The 20,984-nt window shown below is 63.0% G+C and carries 21 protein-coding genes; 6 read left to right on the top strand and 15 right to left on the bottom strand.

The features are described 5' to 3' along the window. Position 1 precedes the first annotated feature (1 nt). Both BM173_RS02980 and fabI read left to right on the top strand, forming a co-directional pair. Entirely contained in the window at positions 2–991 is a 990-nt protein-coding gene (locus BM173_RS02980) for a YihY/virulence factor BrkB family protein (protein WP_090477147.1), read from the top strand. A gap of 23 nt (positions 992–1,014) precedes the next feature. Beyond that, entirely contained in the window at positions 1,015–1,821 is an 807-nt protein-coding gene (gene fabI / locus BM173_RS02975; protein WP_090477146.1) for an enoyl-ACP reductase FabI, read from the top strand. 1 nt (position 1,822) lies between these two features. On the opposite strand, the gene wecC is transcribed toward fabI, so the two are convergent. The 10 genes from wecC to BM173_RS02925 all read right to left on the bottom strand — a co-directional run bounded on the left by wecC (position 1,823) and on the right by BM173_RS02925 (position 10,459). Beyond that, complete coding sequence (wecC, locus tag BM173_RS02970) at positions 1,823–3,088, bottom strand: UDP-N-acetyl-D-mannosamine dehydrogenase (RefSeq protein WP_090477144.1); 1,266 nt, start codon at positions 3,086–3,088, stop codon at positions 1,823–1,825. Positions 3,089–3,160: 72 nt separating this feature from the next. Further along, positions 3,161–4,285 carry a non-hydrolyzing UDP-N-acetylglucosamine 2-epimerase gene (gene wecB, locus BM173_RS02965; protein WP_090477143.1) on the bottom strand — a complete coding sequence of 375 codons (1,125 nt, stop codon included), beginning with the start codon at positions 4,283–4,285 and terminating at the stop codon, positions 3,161–3,163. Positions 4,286–4,327: 42 nt separating this feature from the next. Next, positions 4,328–4,933, bottom strand: a complete 606-nt coding sequence (locus BM173_RS02960) for a hypothetical protein (RefSeq protein WP_090477141.1) — start codon at positions 4,931–4,933, stop codon at positions 4,328–4,330. Positions 4,934–5,028: 95 nt separating this feature from the next. Continuing rightward, a complete protein-coding gene (locus tag BM173_RS02955) occupies positions 5,029–5,556 on the bottom strand; it encodes a demethoxyubiquinone hydroxylase family protein (RefSeq protein ID WP_090477139.1) in 528 nt (175 codons plus the stop codon). Beyond that, positions 5,553–6,032 carry a disulfide bond formation protein B gene (locus tag BM173_RS02950; RefSeq protein WP_090477136.1) on the bottom strand — a complete coding sequence of 160 codons (480 nt, stop codon included), beginning with the start codon at positions 6,030–6,032 and terminating at the stop codon, positions 5,553–5,555. The genes BM173_RS02955 and BM173_RS02950 overlap by 4 nt, the downstream gene beginning before the upstream one ends. Before the next feature lie 18 nt (positions 6,033–6,050). Continuing rightward, positions 6,051–7,391, bottom strand: a complete 1,341-nt coding sequence (locus tag BM173_RS02945; RefSeq protein ID WP_090477134.1) for a S41 family peptidase — start codon at positions 7,389–7,391, stop codon at positions 6,051–6,053. A gap of 103 nt (positions 7,392–7,494) precedes the next feature. After that, on the bottom strand, positions 7,495–8,727 hold the full coding sequence (locus BM173_RS02940; protein ID WP_090477133.1) for a murein hydrolase activator EnvC family protein: 1,233 nt from the start codon (positions 8,725–8,727) through the stop codon (positions 7,495–7,497). Positions 8,728–8,745: 18 nt separating this feature from the next. Then, positions 8,746–9,168: a 23S rRNA (pseudouridine(1915)-N(3))-methyltransferase RlmH gene (locus tag BM173_RS02935; RefSeq protein WP_090477131.1), complete on the bottom strand. Its 423-nt coding sequence runs from the start codon at positions 9,166–9,168 to the stop codon at positions 8,746–8,748. A 130-nt stretch (positions 9,169–9,298) separates the two neighbouring features. After that, the gene (gene rsfS / locus BM173_RS02930; protein WP_090477129.1) at positions 9,299–9,718 is read right to left on the bottom strand and encodes a ribosome silencing factor; all 420 of its coding nucleotides are present in this window, start codon (positions 9,716–9,718) and stop codon (positions 9,299–9,301) included. A gap of 69 nt (positions 9,719–9,787) precedes the next feature. Then, on the bottom strand, positions 9,788–10,459 hold the full coding sequence (locus BM173_RS02925; protein WP_090477128.1) for a nicotinate-nucleotide adenylyltransferase: 672 nt from the start codon (positions 10,457–10,459) through the stop codon (positions 9,788–9,790). A 315-nt stretch (positions 10,460–10,774) separates the two neighbouring features. Between BM173_RS02925 and BM173_RS02920 the strand changes: the two genes are divergently transcribed. Next, a complete protein-coding gene (locus BM173_RS02920) occupies positions 10,775–11,860 on the top strand; it encodes a M23 family metallopeptidase (RefSeq protein WP_090478423.1) in 1,086 nt (361 codons plus the stop codon). Between the two features lie 19 nt (positions 11,861–11,879). After that, positions 11,880–12,272 (top strand): bactofilin family protein, encoded by a 393-nt coding sequence (locus BM173_RS02915; protein WP_090477126.1) that lies wholly within the window; start codon positions 11,880–11,882, stop codon positions 12,270–12,272. Positions 12,273–12,359: 87 nt separating this feature from the next. On the opposite strand, the gene BM173_RS02910 is transcribed toward BM173_RS02915, so the two are convergent. The 5 genes from BM173_RS02910 to BM173_RS02890 form a co-directional block, all read right to left on the bottom strand. Beyond that, positions 12,360–14,063 carry a long-chain-fatty-acid--CoA ligase gene (locus BM173_RS02910; protein ID WP_090477124.1) on the bottom strand — a complete coding sequence of 568 codons (1,704 nt, stop codon included), beginning with the start codon at positions 14,061–14,063 and terminating at the stop codon, positions 12,360–12,362. 98 nt (positions 14,064–14,161) lie between these two features. Next, complete coding sequence (locus tag BM173_RS02905) at positions 14,162–14,896, bottom strand: DUF1013 domain-containing protein (RefSeq protein WP_090477122.1); 735 nt, start codon at positions 14,894–14,896, stop codon at positions 14,162–14,164. 117 nt (positions 14,897–15,013) lie between these two features. Beyond that, entirely contained in the window at positions 15,014–16,090 is a 1,077-nt protein-coding gene (locus tag BM173_RS02900) for a glycosyltransferase family 4 protein (RefSeq protein ID WP_090477120.1), read from the bottom strand. Beyond that, positions 16,087–16,986 (bottom strand): UDP-2,3-diacylglucosamine diphosphatase, encoded by a 900-nt coding sequence (locus BM173_RS02895; RefSeq protein ID WP_090478421.1) that lies wholly within the window; start codon positions 16,984–16,986, stop codon positions 16,087–16,089. Before BM173_RS02895 ends, BM173_RS02900 begins: the two co-directional genes overlap by 4 nt. A gap of 96 nt (positions 16,987–17,082) precedes the next feature. Continuing rightward, positions 17,083–18,096, bottom strand: coding sequence for an NAD(P)H-quinone oxidoreductase (locus BM173_RS02890; RefSeq protein ID WP_245755736.1), 1,014 nt, complete (start codon positions 18,094–18,096; stop codon positions 17,083–17,085). Between the two features lie 100 nt (positions 18,097–18,196). Here BM173_RS02890 and BM173_RS02885 point away from each other — a divergent pair, with 100 nt between their 5' ends. Further along, positions 18,197–18,397, top strand: coding sequence for a DUF1192 domain-containing protein (locus BM173_RS02885; RefSeq protein ID WP_090478415.1), 201 nt, complete (start codon positions 18,197–18,199; stop codon positions 18,395–18,397). 142 nt (positions 18,398–18,539) lie between these two features. Then, the gene (gene clpA, locus BM173_RS02880) at positions 18,540–20,930 is read left to right on the top strand and encodes an ATP-dependent Clp protease ATP-binding subunit ClpA (RefSeq protein WP_090477118.1); all 2,391 of its coding nucleotides are present in this window, start codon (positions 18,540–18,542) and stop codon (positions 20,928–20,930) included. The last annotated feature ends 54 nt before the right edge of the window (positions 20,931–20,984 follow it).

Here is a 20,984-nt window from a genome sequence, read left to right as displayed (position 1 = left end):
TTTGGTACATCATCCGCTTCCGCAGCCTGAAGAGCGCGAGGTACGGTCGCTCTCTCCGGAAGCGAGGCGGCAGGAGGCGGTCACCCTGCGCGGCCGTGTGGCCAAGCGGGTCGGTCCCGGTACCTATTTCTTCCAGGTCCTGAAGCGCACCGCCGTCGGCACGTTCAACGACGGCTTCATCCACGCGGGAAATCTCGCCTACCTGGCGATGCTGTCGATCTTCCCCTTCTTCATCCTGGGCGCAGCGATATTCTCGCTTTTCGGCGAAGAGGCGGAGCGGGCGGCAACGATCAACGCTGTCCTTGTCGCCCTTCCCCCCATGGTCGGCAATGTGATCGAACCGGTCGCGCGCGACGTGATCGAGGCGCGTAGCGGCTGGCTGCTGTGGGCCGGTGCCCTTGTGGCCCTGTGGACCGTCGGCAGTCTTGTCGAGACCATCCGCGATATCCTGCGCCGGGCCTATGGGACCAAGATGACCAAGGCCTTCTGGAAGTACCGGATATTTTCGACCGGCGTGATCATCGGCGCCGTCCTGCTGCTGATGCTTTCGCTGCTCGCACAGGTCGTCATCGGTGCGGCGCAGCAAGTGATCGAGGCCTATTTCCCGCAGCTCGTCAGCTACATCACCGACCTCAGGATTTCGCGCATCCTTCCCGCAATCGGCCTGTTCGGCTCGCTGTACATGATCTTCTATTCGCTCACCCCGTCGCATTATCGCCACCGTCGCTATCCAAAGTGGCCGGGTGTGCTGTTCACTACCTTGTGGTGGATCCTCGTCACGACGCTGATGCCCATCGTTCTGCGCAGCTTCTTCACCTACAACCTGACTTACGGCAGCCTTGCCGGGATCATGATCGCGCTGTTCTTTTTCTGGCTTGTCGGGCTTGGTGTGGTTATCGGCGCGGAATTGAATGCGGCGCTTGCCGAAACGCCCGAGGAAGAAGAACTGGGCGAAGACGGCGAAGCAGACACGGCCGCGCAGACGGATTGAAGATCGAAGGAAGGAAGGCAGCTATGGGCTCACTGATGCAGGGCAAGCGCGGACTGATCATGGGTCTCGCCAACGACAAGTCGCTGGCATGGGGCATCGCCAAGAGGCTGCGCGAAGAAGGCGCGGAACTGGCGTTTTCCTACCAGGGCGAGGCTCTGAAGAAGCGCGTCGGCCCGCTCGCCGAACAACTCGGCAGCGACTTCACTTTCGAATGCGACGTTTCCGACATGGATGCGCTCGACAGCGCGTTCGACACGCTGAAAGAGCGGTGGGACACGATCGACTTCGTCGTCCACGCGATCGGTTTCTCCGACAAGAGCGAACTTCGCGGAAAATATGTCGACACCAGTCTCGACAATTTCCTGATGACGATGAACATCTCAGCCTACTCGCTGGTCGCGGTGGCCAAGCGCGCGCGCGAGATGATGCCCAATGGCGGCAGCATATTGACGCTGACCTATTACGGGGCGGAAAAGGTCATCCCGCATTACAACGTGATGGGCGTGGCCAAGGCGGCGCTGGAAACCAGCGTGCAGTACCTTGCCAACGACCTCGGCCCGGAAAACATTCGCGTCAACGCGATCAGCGCCGGACCGATCAAGACGCTGGCGGCCAGCGGCATCGGCGACTTCCGCTACATCCTGAAGTGGAACGAGTACAATTCGCCCCTGCGTCGCAATGTCACGATCGAGGACGTGGGCGGATCGGGCCTCTATTTCCTGTCCGACTTGTCATCGGGCGTGACCGGCGAGACGCACCATGTCGATGCCGGCTATCACGTCGTCGGCATGAAGCAGGAAGACGCGCCGGATATCGCGCTCGACAAGTAGGTCAGGCGACGTCGGGCCAGATGCCGCGCGTGTCGTAGACGGCCTTGCCCTGCCGTTCTTCGGGCGGGATCACCTTGAAGACATCGTGGTCGACCAGCGTGATGAGGACATCGCTTTCCTCGAGCGCCGTGTCGATATCGACCAGCTCGGCACCCGTCCCGTCGAATTCCTTCGGCAGCTCGCCCGCATAAGGCTCCACCACCTGCACGCGCTCGCCGAATTCGCGCGCGAGGCTGGCTGCCACATAGCGCGCCGGGCTTTCCCGAAAATCGTCGATATTCGCCTTGAAGGCGAGGCCGAGACAGGCGATTTTCGCGCCCGGGTGCGCCTCTACCAGTGACTTCGCGCGGGCGAGGACGTGATGCATTTTCGCGTCATTGGTCTCGCGCGCCTGGCGAATGATCTTTGCTTCTTCGGGCGCGCCGTGGACGATGAACCACGGATCGACCGCGATGCAGTGCCCGCCCACACCGGGGCCGGGGGTGAGGATGTTCACGCGCGGGTGCCGGTTGGCGAGTCGGATCACTTCCCACACGTCGAGGCCCTGCTTGTCGGCGATCATCGAAAGCTCGTTGGCAAAGGCGATATTCACGTCGCGGAAGCTGTTTTCGACCAGCTTGGTCATTTCCGCGCTGCGCGCATCGGTGGTGACGCATTCGCCTTTTACGAAGCGCTTGTAAAAGGCGAGCGCCTTGCGAGCACAGCGCGGGGTGATGCCGCCGATCGAGCGATCGTTATGCGTCAGCTCTTCCAGGATCTTGCCCGGCAGCACGCGCTCCGGGCAATAGGCGAGGCTGACGTCGGGCTGTCCGTCCGTCAGACCGGGCATGGCGAGATCGGGCCGTTCGGCCGCCATCGCATCGCGCATGGCCTCCGTCGTGCCGACGGGCGAGGTTGATTCGAGGATCACCACGTCGCCCTTCTTGAGGACCTTCGCCACGTTCTTCGCCGCAGCCATGACATAGGACGTATCCGGCGTGTGGTTGCCGTCCTTGGCGAAGGGCGTGGGCACGGCGATGACGAAGACGTCGGCCGGGGCGACTTCGGTGGAGGCCTTGAGCAGGCCGCGCTGGACCACCGCCTGCACCAGGCCATCAAGGTCGACTTCCTCGATATGGATCTCGCCGCGATTGATCGTGTCGACGACATTCTGCGTCACGTCCACGCCGTGAACGGGGCAACCCGCCCGCGCGATGATCGCCGCCGTGGGCAGGCCGATATAGCCAAGTCCGATGACACAGACTTCCGGTTTGATGTCGCCGCGCATTGTAACTGTGATTCCCGTCCCAAATTCCCCGCCTGCCTAGCCGACGAGGGTAAATTTACCAGTAACGCTAAGTCAGGCTTTCGCCAGCAGGTCGCAGATGCGCTGTGAAGAGTGTCCATCCCCGAACGGATTGTGTGCTCGTGCCATGGCGGCATAGGCATCATCGTCGTCGAGCAAGCCCAAGGTCTCGCGCACGATGGTGTCGGCATCAGTGCCCACCAGTTTTGCCGTACCCGCCTCCACGCCCTCGGGGCGTTCGGTCGTCTCGCGCATGACCAGGACCGGCTTGCCGAGGGCGGGCGCTTCTTCCTGCACGCCGCCGCTATCGGTGAGCATGAGATGGCTGATATCGAGAAGGCGCGCGAAATGCGGATAATCCAGCGGTTCGATCAGCGCGACATTGTCGAGCCCTGCAAGCTGCTCGTTCATCACGGCGCGCACATTCGGGTTGAGATGGACGGGGAAAATAACCGCAACATCATCACGCGATGCAATAATCCTAACCGCATTGGCTATACTCTGCATCCCGTCGCCAAAGTTTTCGCGGCGGTGGCTGGTCATCCCGATGATGCGCTTGCCCGCAAAACGCGCCTCGAGATCGGCAAGGCCCGAGGCAAGCGAAGGCTCCTGTTCGATGCGCGCGGTCACCCATTTGAGCGCGTCGATCACCGTATTCCCCGTAACGTGAACGCTGGCAGGATCGACGTTTTCCTTGAGCAGGGCTGCAGCGCTGGTTTCAGTCGGCGCGCAGTGTAGCGCAGCGAAGGTGCCCACGACCCTGCGATTGACCTCTTCGGGCCAAGGATGATGGATATTCCCGCTCCTGAGCCCCGCCTCCACATGGCAGACAGGGATCTTGCGGTAATAGGCAGCGATCGCGCCTGCCATGACAGTTGTCGTATCGCCTTGCACCACCACCCAGTCGGGCTGCTCTTCGTCGAGCACCTTGCCGATGCCTGTAAGCGCGCGGGCGGTGAGCTCGTCGAGGGTCTGGCCCGGCGTCATCAGGTCGAGATCGTGGTCGGGCGACACCCCTGCGATATCGAGCACCTGGTCGAGCATCCCGCGGTGCTGCGCAGAGACGCAGACGCGGCTTTCAAAGCGCTCGTCCGCCTGCAAGGCGTGGACAAGCGGGAAAAGCTTGATCGCTTCGGGCCTGGTGCCGAAGACGGTGAGGATTTTGGGGCGCGCGGTCATGGCGCTGCGCTGTAACCGCAATTGGTTAACGGGCCATAGACCTTATTCGGGCTGCTCGTCGGTCTCGGCATCGCCGGCAACAACGGTCGCCTCGGGCTGGGGCAGCGCCTCTTCATCGCCCGGCAGCGGTTCGCCGCGCTCGCGGGCGAGGCGCTCCATATATTCGCGCTCGATCATTTCGACATCGCGCTGCTGCGCTTCGGCATCTTCGTCGATCGTCGAAAGGCGCTCCGCGCGCTGGGCCGCGATGATTTCCGAGAAGCGCACGGCAGAGCCTTCGCGCTTTTCTTCATAGGCCTGGTCGATGAATTGCTCGGTACAACCGGTGAAGTTTGCCGGGCCGGTTGGGGTGCAGGACATGATGCCCGAGGCACCGACCATTTCGAAGCTTTCGACGCGGTCGGCCCAGCTCTGGTTGGCCGGGCTCTTCGAATAGCGCAGCGCTTCGGGGATGCGATAGCGTTCCGCCTCGGCCTTGCGCGCGCAGACGACGATTACGTCACCCTCGCTCGGCGGGCATTCGTCTTCGCCGTAGACGATCACCATGTTGTAGCGGTCGTCACCCGTGTCCACCGGCACCTGGGCGATCGCCGGAGCGCCGAGCGTTGCGCCAGCGATTGCGGCAAAAGCGAGAAGCGGCTTGGACATGGTCAACCTCGTGAATTGTGTGCGCCCGTGACTAAGCGCGCGCATGCGTGAACTGTCAATGAAGCGAACGGGCGCGCGGCCCGGTTCCCGTCCCGCTAGATACGCTCGGAAATGCGGATGGCGGCGCGGCATCCGAGGCGGATGAGGCCCGAGAGGACCGGATAGGCGGGCGCACGCTCGGCCCCCGCGGCAAGCGCCGCATCGCGGTGTTCGCGTTCGTCTTCGCGAAATTGTTCGATCATCGCGGCAAGCTCCGGATCCTCGCCGGTTTCTTCCAGCTGGTCGAGCTGGTCGGAATAGTGCTTGTCGATCTCGGTTTCGACCGCAGCAGTGCAGGCCATGGCCGCTTCCGGCCCGATCATCGCCGTTACTGCGCCCAAGGCGAAGCCGGCGCGATCCCAGAACGGCTGCAGCGCTGTCGGGCGCACGCCCCGGCGAGCCATAAGCGCATCGAACTTGGCCCGGTGATCGGCTTCCTGCTCGGCCATCCCCGCGATTTCCGCCGAATGCGGTCCGCGATCGCCCATGACGGCAAGCTGTCCCGCGTAAATCCGCGTGGCGCCGAACTCTCCGGCCTGATCGACGCGGATCATGCGGGCGATGTGGTCGGGGGTCTTGGTCATACTGCCTTGTCCTTTGCCAACAGGCGCAAGATGGTGAGCCCGCCCAGGGTGGACAAGAGGAAGTTGAAGCCCGCAAGGCTGATACCGAACAGCGTCCAGGGCGCTTCGTCGCAGCGCACCAGCGGGGCGTTCATGATGGCATCGAGCGCGCTCTGCCCGTCACCGGGTAGCGGGGCAGCGGCACAGGAGGTGATTCCTTCCCACAAATCGTATTCCACACCGGCGTGAAAGAACCCGATGGCGCCAGATGTGAGGATGCCGCCGGCCGCCAGCGCGACGAGCAGCTTCTTGTTCGGCACAAAGAACGACAGCAGCGCGAGTGCCAGCGCGGCGAAGTGGGGCCAGCGCTGCCACCAGCACATTTCGCACGGATAGAGGCCGAAACCGTATTGCGAGATATACGCGCCCGCCAAGAGCGCGGCAGGAAGTGCAAGGGCCAGCCGCTGGGCCAGCTGCATCGAGGGGGTCTCGGTCATAGCGGGCGGGTGCTAGCCCTACTTGCGGCGCGCGGCAACCGAGCTCGGGGACGTGCGGCTGAGCGTTTGCAGTGCATAGTGGAGCTGGAAATCCTCGATGCCCTGCTCCTCAAGCTCCGCAGCCGTCATCTGGAAGCGCGGATCCTGGCGCTTGTCCGCCTCCATGTCCTCGTCCTTGAGGCCAAGCTCGTTGACGAGATGCCCGCGAAGATCGCTTTCGCGCATCAGGAAGCGGTTGCGCTTTGCAAGGTCCGGATCGGACAGCTGCGGCACAGTGATGTCAGGCTTGATACCGCCTTCCTGCACCGAGTGGCCCGAAGGCGTGTAATAACGCGCCGTCGTCAGCTTCAGCGCGGCATCGCGGCCTAGGGGCAGGAGCGACTGCACACTGCCCTTGCCGAAGCTGCGCTCGCCCATGACCACCGCACGGCGATGGTCCTGCAGCGCGCCTGCCACGATTTCGCTGGCGGAAGCGGAGCCTGCATCGATCAGGACGACGATCGGTAGGCCTTCTGCGATGTCGCCCCGGAACACGGTTTCCGCTTCGTAGCTGATCGATTCGCCGCGCGCCCTGCCGCGCTGGGATACGATCTGCCCGTCGGTCAGGAACAGGTCGGACAGCGCGACAGCCTCATCGAGCGATCCGCCCGGGTTGGAGCGCAGGTCCAGCACGAGGCCGGTCAGGCGGCCCGTGGCCTGCTTCTGCAAGTCCTTCCACGCGGCGAAGACATCGCTGCCGACATCGCGGGAGAACTCGTTGATCATGATGTGACCGATGGAATTCTTCTCCAGCTTCCAGGTCACAGGTTCCAGTTCGATCAGGCCGCGCGTCACGTCGACTTCGAAAGGCTCGTCACGGCCGGGGCGGAACACGGTAAGGCGGATCGAAGTGCCTGCCTTGCCGCGCATGCGCGCGACGGCTTCATCGAGTTCGAGGCCATAAATCAGTTCGCCGTCGAGGTGCGTGATGTAATCGCCTGCCTTGACGCCTGCTTCATCGGCCGGGCTGCCGCGAAAGGGCGAGATAACTTTCACTGCACCATCTTCACCGACGACCGAGAGGCCAAGGCCGGAGTAGTTGCCGTCGATCATCGTTTCGAGGCGCTGGAGGTCCGATCCGTCGAGATAGCCGGAATGCGGATCGAGCGCTGCCAGCATGCCGTCGATTGCGCCGTTGATAAGGACATCATCCTCAACCGGCTCGACATAGCTCGCCTTGATCCGCTGGTAGACCGAGAAGAGCTTACCGAACTCGGGCCCTGCGCTGCCTTCGACGCGGGCCAGCCCGGCCGTCGTTGCGGGGACCAGCGCGACTGCGGTCACAAGGGCTGCGGAACGGGCCAAGACGGCGAATTTCATCGGCAATATCCTTCAAACGTATGCGCATTGTATAGCGCACGCGGCGTGAATGAAAGATGAGCCGCAAGCTGTCCCGCAAGGGAACGGTTTTTCGACCGACCGCCTAGCGTAGAAGGTCGAGCGGATTGACCGGTTCGCCATCCCTGCGAACCTCGAGCGCCACTTGCGATCCTGCAGGGCCGGCTTGTCCGAGCGGAGAGCCTGCCGTGACCGACTGCCCGACCGCCACCGATACGCGTGACATCCCCGTAATGAGGCTGGTCCAGCCATTGGCGTGTTCGATAATCGCGATTGCGCCGAAGCCCCGGTATGGTCCGGCGAACACGACACGCCCCTCGCCGGGAGCAACGACCTGCGCGCGGGGCCGCGCCGCCATCGCCAGACCGGAACTGCGCTCGCCGCTCGCATCGGGATCACCGAAGCCGGTCACGACGCGGCCCCCGACAGGCAGGATATAGCGATCCGGAGCAGCGGTTGAGCTCGGCAGAGGCCGAGGTGTGGCCGCAGCAATGGGCGAGGTTGCTGCAGGCGCGCTTCCCGGCCGCAGCACCGGCCCGGGCAGTGCAGCCAGGCGGCTTCGCATCGCGGCCGCCGCCTCAAGGTCGCCTACCAGGCTGTCGAGGTCCCGGGCCTCTTCTGCGAGGAACAGGGCGCGTTCGGCCTCTCGCGAAGCGCCGCCAGCGGCGCGCTGGGCTTGCAACCGCTCTTTCTCCGCAAGGGCGAGCATATTGCGCCTGCGCGAATCGAGGCTGGCTTCGGCCGCTCGCAGGCTTTCGAGTGTTTGCAGCTGTCGCGTCTCGACATCGCGCGCGAGATCGAGTTCGGATCGCAGGCCGGATGTCCGCTCTTTCACGATCGGGATTGCGGCCGACAGGGCAGCCCTTGTGTGCACCAGATCTTCCAGCGAGCCAGGCTGGAGTGCCGCCAGGGCCAGGGGGCGGCGTGCCATGGTCTGCAGAGCCGCAGTGAGCCGCATGAGCGGTTCCCGCTTCCGCGAGAGCTGGCGATCGAGGTTCTGTTTCTGAATGTTGAGCAGGGCCAGTTCCGCCTCCGACGCGGCAATGGCAGCTTCGGATTGCTGGACGCGCGCAGCAAGCGCGGCCGCCTCGCTTTGCGCCTTGCCTGCACTTTCCTGCAAACGGCTCGCCCTCTGCTCGAGCCGCTCTGCCCGCGCACGGGCATTGCGTTGCTGCTGGCGCGCTGCCTCGAGCGCCTCGCGCGCGCCGCTCGCACCAAGGGCGGCCGCAGCGCTTGCGCCACCGGGCGATGCGGTCCCCGGCAAGGCGAGGACAAGGGCAATCAACAGGGCCGTGGAAATGGCTGCGGCGCGGATCATGACGCCATTACTGCCCCATCACCCACTGCGATGATAGGGGTGACCGGCGATGATCGTCGTCGCGCGGTACAATTGTTCGGCGAGCATCGCTCGCGCCAGAAGGTGCGGCCAGGTCGCCTTGCCGAAGGCGAGCAGGAGGTCCGCTTCGCCTCGCTCTTGCTCCGAATGTCCGTCTGCCGCGCCCAGAACGAAGCGACATTCACGCATGCCATCATCGCGCCAGCGCTCGAGAGTTGCGGCCAGCTTCTCGGACGAAATATCCTTGCCGCGCTCGTCCAGGAGCACGGTTTTATAGGGCGATTGCGGCTCCGGGATCCGCCCGCCGGTCTCGGGCAACTCGGTAAGTTTCACCGGCCATGTCAGCCGTTTCTCATACCGTGCCACGAGCTCCGCCTCCGGCGAGCGGGCAATCTTTCCACGAGCGATAATATGGAGAAGCAAAGCACGAACCCGTGGTCTCACCTGGCCGGAGTCACGGCAGTCAGAGGGCGACTGCCCGCCCGCAGGTGCCCGCAGCGAAGCGGAGGAATGGCACCGAGGACGCTCGCGCGGACGCGCGAGCGCAAGACGATTACGCCATGCCGGCTACCGGTGGCGCATCACCGAACGCCCACATGCGCTCCAGATTGTAGAAGCTGCGGACTTCGGGGCGGAAGAGGTGCACCACGACGTCACCGGCGTCGATCAGGACCCAGTCCGCTGCCGGAAGGCCTTCGAGTTTCACCGGGCCGAAGCCCTCTTTCTTGACCGTTTCGGCAAGCTTTTGAGCCATCGAAGCCACCTGGCGGGTAGAGCGGCCCGAAGCGATCACCATGTGATCGGCAATCGAGGTCTTCCCTTCGAGATCGATGGTAACGATCTCCTGCGCCTGGTCGTCGTCGAGTTGCTTGAGCACGAGCGAAAGCAGCGGATCGTCCTTGGCATCAGCCATGCGAACCACCTTCGCCGTGTCGGTCCCGGAACTGGCCGGGTTGGTATGCGCCTGTGTCATAGGCGTGCATCGTACTCCTGAATGCGGGGGTCGAAGAGACCGTGGGTATCATGGGAAAGGCAACGCGCATCATGGCGCAGTTGTTTCCTCCCGTGACGGGATCGGACGATGAGTCACCTGGTCTCGAAGGGTTTTACCGGCGTGGCGTGATGCCCAGTCGGGATCGGCGCGGCGGATTGCCGTGGCCGAACGCGGGTCGGGATCGAAACGCAATGTCACCAGTGCCGGTGCGCTCCATTCGCCCCCATTAGCAAAGCTGGCGAGAGGAACACGAAAGCGCCCCAGCCAGGCCATCGCGGGGCTTGCGATAGCGGCACCATCATAGCCGGGCCGCGCGATGACCGCAATCGGCATCCTTCGCGCGATCCCCCGCCAGTCGCGCCAGCGATGGAACTGGGCAAGGTTATCGGACCCCATGAGCCACACGAAATCGTGCTTGGGATAACGCCGCTGGATCGCGCCCAGCGTATCGACGGTAAACCGCGTCCCCAGCTCGCGTTCGATTGCGGTCGCGCGGATCGGCGCGCGGCGGGCCTGCTCCATCGCCGAGGAAAGGCGAGCGGCTAACGGAGCCATGCCCTCCTTGGGTTTGAGGGGATTACCGGGAGAAACCAGCCACCAGACTTCGTCCAGTCCCAGCGCCTCGCGCGCGAAAAGCGATATGCGCCTGTGGCCGCCATGCGCGGGATTGAAACTCCCGCCCAACAGGCCGATTCGCCGTCCATTCGCGCGGTACGTCATTCCCACCGCCTAGCACTGCGGCAAATGCTTGTCAGCGCGCCAGAATCGGACCGAATCATGCGCCGCGTGGTAAACACCGACTTAATCTTTGGTTCCCGGTTTTGATCGGAAATTTCGCGTCGATGAAACGACTCGTCCCGCCAAATCATCGACTCGTGGATTCCGGTAAGGGTTTATTCGATTTTCCCGGGAACCTTTGTTAGCGATCTCAAACAAGGGTCAAAGACCAAGGGACGGGTCGTTTTGGATAAAGACATCGCAAGCGGCGGGCGCATTGCCCGTATCAAGAGCTGGTTTCCGGATCGCGAATTTTTCATGCGCTCCGAAGGCCAGGTTCGCTTCATCACCATTTCATCGCGCGTACAGATGACCGCAGCGGCAGTGGCCGTCACGGTCCTTCTGGTGTGGGCGCTGTCGATGGCAATTGCCGGCTGGGCGCAGTACCGCGCCTCCGCAGATCGCGACCTCCTGCTCGATCGCGAAGCCAAGGTCGCCACCCAGGAAGAACGTTTCGCCGCCTATAGCGAAGATCTCGACGCGGTGAGCGACGATCTCGACCGCCGGATGGAATTCATTGAAGGCGTCGCAGAACTGCTCCCCGAAGATCTCAAGGTGGACACGGCCGTATCCGATTCGACCGGTGAAGCCGCCGCCACGGTCGAAAAGGTTTCCGCCGCGTTCCCCGAAGCCGCCAAGCTCGCCCGCATCGAAGCCCGCCAGCTTGCCGTAGTCGAAGGACTGACCCGCTATGCTGACTGGCGTGCGCAGCGCGCCGCAGAAGCGCTCAAGAAGCTCGACCTCAACCCGGCGCAGGTGATCCGCACCAGCCGTAACCAGGCGATGGGTGGTCCGCTCGACGGCCTGGCCACTGCCGCCGACGGCTCGATCGATCCGCGCTTCGAGCGCCTCGGCCTGTCGATGGAGCGCATGGCCGCTCTCGAACAGGCACTTGAAGGCGTCCCCCAGTTCGCCCCGGCCCGCAAGGACCTGATCTCGTCGGGCTTCGGCTATCGCCGCGATCCCTTCAACGGCCGCGCAGCGATGCATAACGGCCTCGATTTCCGCGGCGCGACTGGCACCCCGATCTATGCTGCCGCCAAGGGCCGCATCACCTTCGTCGGCCGCAAGGGCGGTTACGGCAACACGGTCGAGATCACCCACGGCAATGGCCTGATGACACGCTATGCGCATATGTCGCGCTTCAACGCCAAGGTCGGCCAGCAGGTCGGCGCAGGCGACACCATCGGCGCGATCGGCAGCACGGGTCGCTCCACCGGTCCCCACCTCCATTTTGAGGTCCGGATCAACAACAAGGCGGTCAATCCGCGCACCTTCCTGGAGACAGCCCCCCATGTTCTCGAAGAAATCCGCCGAGCCCCCGAGCTCGCCCACGCCCACTAATTCCGGACGCAGCGCACCCATGGCCAGCAAGAGCAATTCCACGTTTTCGGTCCTCGGTTCGGACCTTGCCATCAAGGGCGACATCAAGGCTTCGGCCGACCTGCATATCGACGGCAGCGTCGAAGGCGACATCTCCTGCTCCAGCCTGGTGCAGGGCGAAACCAGCACCGTGACCGGCGCGATCAAGGCGGAAAGTGCCCGCCTGGCGGGCACCGTCAATGGATCGATTACTGCCCGCGAACTGGTCATCCTGAAAACCGCCAAGATCAATGGCGACGTATTTTACGATGCGCTGACCATCGAACAGGGCGCACAGGTAGAGGGCCGCTTCGCACACCGCGATGCAAAGCCCGCCGCAGCGGCGCCGCAGCAGCAGCAGGCGAGCAAGCCGGACCTCCAGGTCGCCAGCTAAAGCCGCTTACAGTTTGGAGGGGATGAAGGTCGCCCTGCGCACGACGCAGGGCGACCTTCTTCTTTCATGGAATAGGCCGACAAGTCCTCAGTCGAGCACTTCGGCGCGCAAAGCCTTGCGGTCGAGCTTGCCGATCATGGTCTTGGGCAGTTCTTCGCGTACTTCGACACCGCACACGCGTTCGTGCTTGCCGATGCGAGCGTTGAGCCATTGGCGCAGGGCGTCGCCGTCCGTTTCGGCATCGGCGTTCAGCGTCACATAGGCTTTCGGACACTCGCCAAGGTAATCGTCCGGAATGCCGATCACGAGCGCTTCCTTGACCGCGGCGTTTTCGAGCAGGACATCCTCCACCTGGCTCGGGAAGACCTTGAATCCGCCCACGGCGATCATGTCCTTGATGCGATCGACAATTTCGAGGAATCCGTCCTCATCCATCGTCGCGACGTCTCCAGTGCGAAGATAGCGTTTGCCGTCGCGTTCGACGAACGTGTCGGCATCGGTGTCCGGACGGTTCCAGTAACCGCGCATGATCTGCGGTCCGTGAACCGCCAGTTCGCCAGGTTCTCCTTCGGGGGCGAGTTTCGTGGGATCTTCCTTGTCGAGGAAAATGACCTCGGTGCCCATCACCACCTGGCCGATCGTGCCTTTCTTGCGCACCCCCTCATAGGGATTGGCCGACACTACGCCCGAACTTTCCGTAAGTCCGTATCCTTCGACGATGCGAACCCCGGTCGTTTCCTCGAACTTGGTGTGGACCGGCGCGGGCATGGGCGCGCCCCCGGAAATGCACACCTTGATCGACGAGACATCGGTCGAAGAGAGCTTGGGATGGTCGAGCAGTGCCTGGAACATCGTGGGGACGCCCGGAAACCCGGTGGTCTTGTACTTTGCAATGGTCTCCAACACCTGCCCTGCCTCGAAGCGCGGGACCATGGCGATCGAAGCGCCGGTCACCATGGCGTGGTTCAAGAGCGCGGTATTTGCGAAGACATGGAAGAATGGCAATGCGCCCATGAAAACTTCGCTCGATGGATCGCCGTAAGGGTTGAGGCCGGCGACCTGCTGCGCGTTCATCGCAAGCTGGGAATGCCCGAGCATGGCGCCCTTGGGCCGCCCGGTCGTGCCGCCGGTATACTGGAGCAGGGCGATATCGTTCTCGATATCGATACTGGGCAGTTGGGGCGGTCGTCCATCCAGCCAGTTGGCCCAAGCGAGGTCGCCCTGGACATCCGACCAGCGCCGGACAGAAGCACTCGACTTCCCCTTGGGCAATTTGGCAATCTGGCTACGCTTGAAGAGCTTGTATGCGAGGCCCTTCAGCGACGGGAGCATATCCGCCAGCGATCCAACCACCAGTTTTTCGAGGCTCGATTCCTCAAGAACCTGCTCGGCAGTTCCGTATAGTTCGGGCACATCAACGGTCACGAGGACGCGGGTGCCGGAATCTTCGACTTGCCAGCTCAGTTCCTCGACCGTGTAGAGCGGCGAGAAGTTCACGACGATCGCACCAGCCATCATCGCACCATAATATGCCGAGGCGTAAATCGGGACATTGGGCAGGAACAGTCCGACCCTGTCGCCCTTGGCGATCCCCATTTCGATCAGTCCAGCAGCGAAGCGCTGCGCATCGGCGAAAATCTCGCCGTAGGTATAGGTCCGTCCCAGAAAATGGAGGAACGGCGCCTGCGGATTCTTCGCGGTCGTCTTGGCCAGCAGATCGGGCAGGCTGGCCACTTCGAACTTCGCGTCCCACGGCGTCGGATGGTGATAGGTATACTTGCTTACATCCATGTCAGTAACATGGCCTATCTCGCACTAAACGCAAGCAAAAAGGGCGGGCGAAGCTCTGTGCCTCGCCCGCCCTTCGCGTATCGTATGTCGGAGGAAATTCAGCCCTCGTCGGAAGGGGCCGCAGGTGCTTCGCCCGCTTCTTCGGCCGCACGCTTGGCGCGCAGCCATTCCTCGGCCTCGGCTTCCTGTGCAGCTTCGGCGGCGGCCTTTTCATTGGCATCGCGTTCGGCGCGCAGTTCTTCGATCAGCTTTTCGCGATCGCTGACACCGCTGGGTGTTGCCGCAGCCTCACCCTCTTCGGTCACGGGCTTGTTCTTGGCTGCCTTGGCGACGACGGCATCAAGCTCGCGCTGCGAACACAGGCCCAGAGTGACCGGATCCTTGGGCTGGATGTTCTGGATGTTCCAGTGGCTACGCTCACGGATCGCGGTGATCGTGTTGCGCGTTGTGCCGATGAGCTTGGAAATCTGGGCGTCCGAAACTTCCGGATGGCTACGCAGCAACCATGCAATACCGTCGGGCTTGTCCTGCCGCTTCGAAACCGGCGTGTAGCGCGGGCCCTTAGTGCGGCTGACCGCGACGGGCGCGCGCTGCATCTTGAGCCGGTATTCCGGATCGGCCTGCCCCTTCTCGATTTCTTCCTGCGTCAGCTCGCCCGAATGGAGCGGGTCGCGACCGGTGTACTTGCTGCTGGCGAGATCGTCGGCCATGGCCTGGACTTCCAGGATGTGGAGGCCGCAGAACTCGGCGATCTGTTCGAACGAAAGACCGGTGTTGTCGACCAGCCAGGTGGCGGTCGCATGCGGCATCAGCGGAGTGGGTTGGTCGGCCATGAATATGCCTTTTCTCAAGTCTGAAAATAGAAGGGCCGCCCCTCGCGGAGCGGCCGTTGCCCTTCGCATGTAGGCGACAGGTGCGGATTCGGCAAGCGCGATCAGCCCGCCGCCGGCTCAGGCGCGGATTGTTTCCCGGTGCGAGAGCGGCGCAAGTCCGTCGAGGAATTGCGCGCTGGCCGCTTCCCATGAATACTGCCGCGCGAAACGGGCGCAGGCCTTGCGGTCGCAATAAAGTGCGGCGTCGATCGCCCGGTCGAGCTGAAACGAAAGCGCCCCGACCTCGTCGGACACGATGTCGCGCGGTCCGGCAACGGGAAATGCCGCGACCGGGGTTCCACAAGCAAGCGCCTCTATCATGACAAGGCCGAAGGTGTCGGTGAGGCTGGGAAAGACGAAAACGTCCGCGCCGGCATAGCAACCGGCAAGCTCGCTTCCAGTCCTGCGGCCAAGAAAGAGGGCATCGGGATAGGCCCTGCGCAGATGCTCGAGCGCCGGACCGTCGCCGACTACGACCTTGCTGCCGGGGCGCGAGGAGTCGAGGAAAGCCTCGAGATTTTTCTCCACCGCTACTCTTCCGACGTAAAGCTGGATCGGTCGCTGGAGGTTCTCGAACTCCTTTGGCGGCGGCGCGTCTGGGGTGAAGCAATCAAGGTCGACACCCCTGCTCCAATGATGGAGCCGGTCCAGGCCATGCTCCCTCAGCTCCGTGCGGATGCTCGGCGTTGCCACCAGGATCCGGCTAGCGGGTCGATGAAACCAGCCGATGTAGCGCCAGAACCAGTCGCTTGGCAGGCGGGTGCGCTTGGCCAGATAGTCGGGAAACTGGGTGTGATAGGCGGTGGTGAATTCGATGCCATGCTTCACACAGTGATGGCGCGCCGCCAGCCCCAGCGGGCCTTCGGTCGCGATATGGATGGCATCCGGGGTGAAAGCACGCAGGCGCGCGGAGATTGTCGCCGGGCTCGTCAGCGCGAGCCTGATTTCGGGATATGTCGGGCACGGGACGCTGCGAAAGGCATCGGGCGAGACGACCATCACATCATGGCCCAATCTGCGCAGATGGTCGCACGTCGTGGTGAGCGTGCGGACCACGCCGTTCATCTGCGGGAGCCACGCGTCGGTTACGATGGCGATCCGCTGGGGGGTAATGGCAGGCCCCTCGAATTCGAGCGACAGGCGCTGCGCGTTCATGCAGCCTGCATGGCCGGTGCCGCCTGCGCGGCCTTTTCGGCCTCGCGCTTGGCGATTTCGTCGGGCCAGTGGAGGATTTCCATGGTGCCGTCGAAATGCTCGACCAGCGCGGTGCAGCCTTCGACCCAGTCGCCGTCGTTGTAATAGGCGACCTCGCCCTCGCCGTGCTTGAAGTCGCGCATTTCCGCGGTGTGGATGTGGCCGCAGACCACGCCGTCGACACCGCGTTCGCCCGCGGCCCGCGCAACTACCGATTCATATTTCGAGATGAACTCGACGGCATTCTTCACCTTGTGCTTGGCCGCTTTCGAGATCGACCAGTACGGCAGGCCCAGCAGCTTGCGCACCGAGGCGACCCAGCCGTTCAGCTGCATCATGGCGTGGTAAAGCGCATCGCCCACGAAAGCGAGCCAGCGGTGGGCGAGCATGACGGTATCGAATTCATCGCCATGGAGGACCATGAGGCGGCGCCCATCGGCAGTATCGTGAAATGCCGCGCGAGCGATCTCCACCCCGCCGAAATTCATGCCCGAGAAGGGCCGCACCATCTCGTCGTGATTGCCGGGAATGTAGACGATGCGCGTACCGCGATGTGCGCGCTTGAGGATGCGCCAGACGATGTCGTTGTGTTCGGCTGGCCAGTAGAACTTCTTCTTAAGCCGCCAACCGTCGATGATGTCGCCGACCAGATACATCGTGTCGCTGTCGGTGTGGTCGAGGAAGTCGATCAGCAGTTCGGCGTTGCAACCCTTGGTGCCGAGATGGATGTCGCTGATCCAGATCGTACGGAAGCGGCGGCGCTCCTCCAGGCTGGTGCGTTCGGGCACCTTTGGTTTGACCGGCAGGAAGCTGGAAACATTGGCGAAAGCGGTAAGGTCGGGCGTGAGATTGGTCATGCACATTCCCCCTGAATCTGGGGCGTGCATGGCAGGGAATTGTTACGTCAGCATCGCAGGCGCATTACACAAGCGCGTCTTTGCTACGGTTCGGAGTCAGTCCTCGCCGGACACTTTGAGGACAATCTTTCCGATGTGATCGCCTGCTTCCATACGGGCATGGGCCGCGCCGACCTCGGTCAGCGGAAACACCTCGTCCATGACCGGGGCGACCGTGCCGTCCTCGAACAGAGGCCACGCATGGTTGTAGATTTCGTCTGCCAGCAGAGCCTTGAACTCGTCCGAGCGCGGGCGCAGCGTCGAGCCGGTCAGCGTCTGCCGCTTGCTCATGAGCTTCGCCATGTTGATTTCCGCCTTCAGCCCGCCGAGCACGGCAATCGTCACATGACGCCCGTCGACTGCGAGGCAGTCCAGGTTTCGCTGCACGTAATCGCCCGACACCATGTCGAGGATGACATCCGCCCCCTCGCCATTGGTAAACTCGTTCACCTTCTCGACGAAGTCGTCGGTCTTGTAATTGATCGCGAGATCCGCGCCGACGCCGCGCGCAGCCTCGCACTTTTCGTCGCTGCCCGCCGTGGTCACGACCTTGAGGCCGAATTCCTTGGCGAGCTGGATCGCCATTGTGCCGATCCCGCTGGTGCCGCCGTGAACGAGGAAGGTTTCCCCGTCGCGCGCCCAGCCCCGCTCGAACACATTGTGCCACACGGTGAACAGTGTTTCGGGAATTGCCGCAGCGGTTGCCATGTCCATGCCCTGCGGGACCGACAGGCAGTGTTCCGCATGGGCGAGGCAATATTCGGCATAGCCACCGCCCGATACCAGCGCGCAGACGCGGCGGTTGAGCATCTCCGGCGGGGCCTCGTTACCGATCGCCACGATCGTCCCCGAAACCTCCAGCCCCGGAATGTGCGAGGCACCCGGCGGGGGCGGATAGAAGCCCTGGCGCTGGATTACATCGGGCCGGTTCACGCCGGCATGGTCGACCTTGATCAGCACCTGCTTGCCGGTGGGCACCGGGACGGGCAGGGTTTCGGCACGAAAAACATCCGGACCACCCGGTGCATCGAAGCCCATCGCGGTCATCGTTTCCGGCAGATTGCTGGCCAAACCTTCCCCCTTTTCAAATGTGCGGCCCGGCGGCCACGAAGCGGTGCATTAACGCGCAGCCGTGTTGACAGCAACCGCGCAAAGGCAGAGCATGGCCGCCATGGATGACGACGCCCGTCCACGCCCCAAAGGCGATGCCGCCAGCCTCCTCGCCGGAGAAGACCTGGCACCCTATTCCATCGACGAACTGGCCGACCGCATCCGTCTTCTCGAAGACGAGATCGCGCGTGTCGAAAAACACCGCCTGAAAGCCGCCGCGCATCGCGATGCAGCCGACGCCCTGTTCGGGCGAAAGGACTAGGCGGTGGTCGGGGGGCTGAAATTCCGCAGCCCGCTTCCCATATGCACGAAACACGCCGCCGCGTGGTCAGCTTTCGTCAAGCTTGACCCCTTAGGCTCTCCCTGTCTCGCCATTCTGCGAGTCCCTCGAAAGTAGGAACCGAATGCCAAGCTTCGCCGCGAACCTCGAAAAGACCCTTCACGCAGCTCTCACCGATGCGGGCGAGCGTCGCCACGAATATGCGACGCTGGAGCACCTGCTGCTCGCGCTTATCGGCGATGAGGACGCCGCCCAGGTCATGACCGCTTGCGGTGTCGATCTCGGCGAACTGACGACGGTCGTCACGCAATATCTCGAACAGGAATACCAGTCGCTGAAATCGGACGACGGTGCCGATCCGCAGCCGACAGCCGGTTTCCAGCGGGTGATCCAGCGCGCGATCCTGCATGTCCAGTCTTCGGGCAAGGACACGGTGACCGGCGCAAATGTGCTGGTGGCCCTATTCTCCGAACGCGACAGCTATGCGGTCTATTTCCTGCAGCAGCAGGACATGAGCCGTCTCGATGCGGTCAGCTTTATCAGCCACGGCATCGGCAAGGGTGGCAAACAGGTCGAAGGCCGTCCGCCGCAGGGCGCGGAAGAAGCGCAAAGTCCCGATGCTCCCGAACAGGCGAAGGGCGGCGACAAGAAGGAAACCGCACTCGACCAGTTCACGGTGAACCTCAACCAGAAGGCCGAGGACGGTCGTATCGACCCGCTGATCGGCCGCGGGCCGGAAGTGGACCGCACGGTCCAGATCTTGTGCCGCCGGTCGAAGAACAACCCGCTCTATGTCGGTGATCCGGGCGTCGGCAAGACCGCCATCGCGGAAGGTCTCGCGCGCAAGATCGTCGAAGGCGACGTCCCCGAAGTGCTGCAGGACGCGGTCATCTACTCGCTCGACATGGGCGCGCTGCTGGCAGGCACCCGCTATCGCGGCGATTTCGAGGAGCGGCTGAAGCAGGTCGTGAACGAGCTCGAGAGCATGCCCGAAGCCGTGCTCTTCATCGACGAAATTCACACGGTGATCGGTGCCGGCGCGACCAGCGGCGGCGCGATGGATGCGTCGAACCTGTTGAAGCCCGCACTTTCGAGCGGTTCGATCCGCTGCATCGGCTCGACCACCTACAAGGAATTCCGCAACCACTTCGAAAAGGACCGCGCCCTGTTGCGCCGGTTCCAGAAGATCGACGTGAATGAGCCGACGATCGAGGACACGATCAAGATCCTCAAGGGTCTGCGCAGCGCCTTCGAAGAGCATCACAAGGTCAAGTACACCCCCGATGCGCTCAAGACCGCCGTCGAGCTTTCGGCGCGTTACATCAACGACCGCAAGCTGCCCGACAAGGCGATCGACGTGATCGATGAAGTGGGCGCCATGCAGATGCTGGTGCCGCCGAGCCGCCGCAAAAAGAAGATCACCGCACGCGAGGTCGAAGCCGTCATTGCGACAATGGCGCGCATCCCGCCGAAATCGGTATCGAGCGACGACAAGAAAGCACTCGAAAACCTCGAGCGCGATCTCAAGCACGTCGTCTTCGGCCAGGATCCGGCAGTCGAGAAGCTGTCGACGGCCATGAAGCTGTCCCGCGCAGGCCTGCGCGATCCGGACAAGCCCATCGGTTCGTTCCTGTTCAGCGGCCCGACCGGCGTCGGCAAGACCGAAGTCGCGCGCCAGCTCGCCTCGATCATGGGTATCGAACTCAAGCGCTTCGACATGTCCGAGTACATGGAGCGTCATTCGATCAGCCGCCTGATCGGTGCGCCTCCGGGCTATGTTGGTTACGACCAGGGCGGTCTTTTAACCGATGCGGTTGATCAGAATCCGCATTGCGTGCTGCTGCTCGACGAAATCGAGAAGGCCCACCCGGACCTCTTCAACATCCTGCTGCAGGTGATGGATAACGGTCGCCTGACCGACCATCACGGCAAAACGGTCGATTTCCGCAACGCGGTCCTCATCATGACGACCAATGCGGGTGCATCCGACATGGCCAAGCAGGGCATCGGTTTCGGCGACGTATCCAAGGAAGATGCGAGCGAGGAAGCGGTGAAGCGCATGTTCACGCCGGAATTCCGCAATCGTCTCGATGCAATCGTGCCGTTCGGTTACCTCAACAAGGCAACCGTGGCCCGCGTGGTCGACAAGTTCATCCTCCAGCTCGAACTGCAGCTGGCCGAACAGAATGTCGATATCCAGTTCGACGCGGAATCGCGCGCATGGATGGCGGACAAGGGCTATGACAAGCTCTACGGTGCACGCCCGATGGGTCGCCTGATCCAGGAGAAGATCAAGCAGCCGCTCGCCGAAGAACTCTTGTTCGGCAAGCTGGCCGATGGCGGTGAAGTCGCAGTGACGATGAAGGATGGCAAGCCGTCGTTCGAACTCACACCCGCCCCGCCCAAGACCAAGCCGAAGCGCAAGCCCGCGGCGAAGAAGAAGGCGGCGCCCAAGAAAAAGCCCGACGCAGATGCCAGCGAAGGCGGCAGCAAGGGCGATAAGGGTAAGGACTGACATCCTGCCTTAAGCAATCGAAGGGGCGCGGATCGGGAACGGTTCGCGCCCCTT

The sequence above is a fragment of the Qipengyuania nanhaisediminis genome (genome assembly GCF_900115585.1).
Classification (GTDB): Bacteria; Pseudomonadota; Alphaproteobacteria; order Sphingomonadales; family Sphingomonadaceae; genus Qipengyuania; species Qipengyuania nanhaisediminis.
This window is presented reverse-complemented; position numbering and strand designations above follow the sequence as displayed.